Origin of the sequence: Muribacter muris (genome assembly GCF_004569585.1) — a bacterium.
GTDB classification, from domain to species: Bacteria; Pseudomonadota; Gammaproteobacteria; order Enterobacterales; family Pasteurellaceae; genus Muribacter; species Muribacter muris.
This window is the reverse complement of the sequence record NZ_SPPA01000052.1, coordinates 1-3,778: the sequence shown is the minus strand read 5'-3', so window position 1 is coordinate 3,778 and position 3,778 is coordinate 1. Positions and strand designations below refer to the sequence as shown.

Annotated in this window: 4 protein-coding genes and 1 pseudogene; all 5 read left to right on the top strand. The window is 42.5% G+C overall.

Going from position 1 to position 3,778, the window contains the following annotated elements:
* Positions 1 to 110: pseudogene (locus E4T80_RS12430) on the top strand (IS1595 family transposase); the annotation flags it as partial.
* The gene (gene tssB / locus E4T80_RS12425; protein WP_135058699.1) at positions 100 to 447 is read left to right on the top strand and encodes a type VI secretion system contractile sheath small subunit; all 348 of its coding nucleotides are present in this window, start codon (positions 100 to 102) and stop codon (positions 445 to 447) included. The pseudogene E4T80_RS12430 and the gene tssB, both read left to right, overlap by 11 nt.
* A gap of 11 nt (positions 448 to 458) precedes the next feature.
* The gene (gene tssC / locus E4T80_RS12420; RefSeq protein ID WP_047977974.1) at positions 459 to 1,937 is read left to right on the top strand and encodes a type VI secretion system contractile sheath large subunit; all 1,479 of its coding nucleotides are present in this window, start codon (positions 459 to 461) and stop codon (positions 1,935 to 1,937) included.
* Positions 1,938 to 1,943: 6 nt separating this feature from the next.
* A complete protein-coding gene (gene tssE, locus E4T80_RS12415; RefSeq protein ID WP_135058698.1) occupies positions 1,944 to 2,393 on the top strand; it encodes a type VI secretion system baseplate subunit TssE in 450 nt (149 codons plus the stop codon).
* A 6-nt stretch (positions 2,394 to 2,399) separates the two neighbouring features.
* The coding region (tssF, locus tag E4T80_RS12410) for a type VI secretion system baseplate subunit TssF (RefSeq protein ID WP_135058697.1) at positions 2,400 to 3,778 on the top strand (1,379 nt) is incomplete at its 3' end.

Genomic DNA, 3,778 nt, shown 5'->3' with positions numbered 1-3,778 from the left:
AAGAGCATTTTGAACTGTATTTGAAGGAATGTGAATGGCGTTTTAACCACAGTGAAATAAAAGTTCAATTTTCCATTTTAAAACAATTAGTAAAGCAGAATTTATTCTAGTTATCTAGTACAGCCCCAAAATAATTTTTCTTCGGTGATGGGGGAAATGGGCATTAGCTTAAATGTGAATGTGCCGAATAAATTAGATGAAACCACAGATTCTGATTTGAATGTCAATCTTACTATTAAATCCCTCGCTGATTTCTCTCCAGATAATATTGCGCAATCCGTCCCTGAATTAAAAAAACTCATTGAACTTCGTGAAGCTTTAACCGCGGTGAAAGGGCCGTTAGGTAATGTGCCGGCATTTCGTGCCAAAATCATTGAATTATTAGACGATGAGCAATCTCGAGCCCAGTTACTTAAAGAATTAAATTTGGTGAGTGAAACAAAATAAGGAATACCACAATGACAGTACAAACGGATAATCTGACCGAACAGACAACGGAAACCGGTTCCTCTTTACTTGACCAAATTATGGCACAGACTCGCATTGCGGGTGATACAGAAGGCTATGATATTGCTAAACAAGGGGTGGCAACCTTTATTGCGAATATTTTAAATTCGGGCAATAAAGAAGAGCCGATTAATAAATTGCTGGTTGACCGTATGATTGCAGAGATTGATAAGAAACTCAGCATACAGGTTGATGAGATTTTACATAATGCGCAATTTCGTGAATTAGAGGCCTCTTGGCGTTCTTTAAAATTATTAGTAGATAAAACCGATTTTCGTGAAAACATCAAAATTTATGTGATGCATGCACGTAAAGATGAACTATTAGATGACTTTGAATTTGCGCCTGAAATTGTACAATCCGGTTTTTATAAGCACGTCTATTCTTCCGGTTACGGTCAATTTGGCGGAGAACCGATTGGCGCAATTATTGGTAACTATGCTTTCACCCAGAAAGCACCGGATATGAAATTGCTTCAGTATGTGAGTGCGGTTGGGGCGATGGCTCACGCACCGTTCCTCTCTTCAGTTGCGCCGTCTTTCTTTGGTATCAATAGCTTTGCCGAGTTACCTGCGATTAAGGAGCTAAAAGCGGTATTTGAAGGACCGGTTTATACGAAATGGCGGGCACTACGGGAATCGGAAGATTCGCGTTGTTTGGGCTTAACCGCTTCACGCTTTTTAGCTCGTCTGCCTTATTCGGTGTCTGAAAATCCGGTAAAAAGTTTTGGTTACAATGAAGATGTAAGTAAAGACCATGAGCATTATCTCTGGGGGAATACCGCTTTCTTATTAGGTTCTTGTTTAACGGACAGTTTTGCTAAATACCGTTGGTGTGCCAATATTATCGGGCCACAAAGCGGTGGGGCGGTGTATGATTTACCGGTGCACCTGTATGAGGCGATGGGGCAAGTTCAGGCAAAAATCCCAACAGAGGTGTTAATTACCGACCGCCGTGAGTTTGAGTTAGCCGAAGAAGGTTTTATTGCTCTCACTATGCGTAAAGGTAGTGATAATGCGGCATTCTTCTCAGCCAACTCGGTACAAAAACCAAAGGTGTTCCCAAATACCAAAGAAGGGAAAATGGCGGAAACGAACTATAAATTAGGTACGCAATTACCTTACACCTTTATGATTACCCGTATTGCGCATTATATTAAAACGCTACAACGGGAGCAGATTGGCAGTTGGAAAGAGCGGGCGGATTTAGAGCGTGAACTGAATATTTGGTTGAAACAGTATGTCGCAGACCAAGAGAACCCACCGGCAGACGTACGCAGTCGTCGTCCGTTTAGGGCCGCAGCGATTACCGTGGCAGATGTTGAAGGCGATCCGGGTTGGTTCCTGTCTTCAATTAAAGTACGTCCTCACTTTAAATATATGGGGGCTAATTTTGAGCTCTCTTTAGTGGGGCGTTTAGACAAGGAGTAGGGTTAAATGGCAGCATTATTCCAATGGGAAAGACAGGGTGCTGTGAGTTTATTTGAACGGATTCAATCGGAGGGCAGGCGGTATTCGCCGACCCTCCAAGGTCAAATCAGAGAGGTGGTTGAATCCGTGAAGACGAATTTGACCAATATCCTGAACAGCCACCCCGGTGCCTGCCAAAGTGCAGTGGAACTTGGGGTGGTTGATTTTAATGATGCGGTCAGCGGTACCTTTGATATTAGTGAAAAAATCAAAGAGACTATCAAAGACTGCATTTTGCGTTTTGAACCGCGTGTTTCACAAGTGCATATCACGGCAAAATCCAATGAACTTGAGCCGCTTACCCTTTTCTTTTACGTTGAATTGCAGATTATGCTTGATGATATTGTTACCCTGACGGCATTCAATATTCATTTAGATAACGACAGGCACTATTATTTGGATTCCAGCACGCTATAAATTTTTATGTCATTAGAAAAATATTTTAGAAATGAATTGGATTATATCCGTGAATTGGGCAGAGAAATTGCGGATAAAAAACCGCATTTAGCGCATTTTTTATCGGAGCAAAGTGCCGACCCGGATGTTGAGCGTTTACTGGAAGGGTTTGCATTTTTAACCGGGAGTTTGCGTGCCAAAGTCGATGACCAGTTTCCGGAATTTACCCATAGCCTTATCAATATGCTGTGGCCGAATTATTTACGTCCAATGCCGAGTATGACAATTGTCGAGTTTAGCCAAGACAAAAATGTCAGCGAAAGCGGTAACTTTATCGCTAAAGGCACGCCGTTGCTCAGTAAACCTATCCAATTGCTAGCAGAAGACACATTGGGTGATGATGCTAAAAATCAATTGCAATGTACCTTTAGAACTTGTCGGGACGTGTGGGTATTACCGCTGAATATTGCAAATGCGTCCGTTTATAACAGTAATGAAAAAAGCATTATCAGCCTCACGTTTACTTCTGAATCGGATATGGATTTGGCAAATCTGGATTTCAGTAAGTTACGTGTTTATTTGGGGGCGGATGATTATTCAAACCATCAACTCTATTTATGGTTAAGCTATTACTTAGAAAGTGCGGAATTTGTCGTAGGTAACCATAAAATACCCCAACCCAAACTCTATTTTGCGCCGGTTGGCTTTGGTAAAGCAGATGCGTTACTGCCTTATCAAAAAAATGCCTATTCGGGCTACCGCATTTTGCAAGAGTATTTCTGTTTTCCGGACAGTTTCTTATTCTTTGATATTGCCGGCGTGGACGCTGTTCCCTCATTAAGCACTTCGCACTTTACTCTGAATCTCTCCTTTTCTCAACCACTGTCGCCCGATGTACAGATTCGTGCCTCGACTTTCAAGCTCCACTGTGTGCCGGCGGTGAATTTATTTACACACGACAGCGAGAATATTTTATTAGACGGGCAAAAAACCGAGTATCCGCTCAGAAGTAGCCATAGCCACCCCGAGTGGTACGAAATTTTTTCCGTTGACCACGTGGAGAGTTTCCTGCAAAGTGATTTGTTGAAAAATCAAGGCAAAGCGCGTGGGAATGCCCGTGTGTATGCGGCGTTTGAGAGTTTTCAGCATCAAATTGAATATGCGCAAGGACGTACCGCACTGTATTATAAGTTGCGCACAAAAGATGCCTTATTTGAACAAGGGTTTGAACACTATCTGTCTTTTGTACGAGGCGATGAAACGGTATTGTTAGAGACTGGTGAAATTTTGTCGGTTACTACCACTTGCACAAATCGGGACATTCCTGCCCGCTTGCGAGTCGGTGATATTTGCCAATCCGCCAATGAAGACCCTGCCTCAACCCGTTTTAGCAATATCACCTCTGT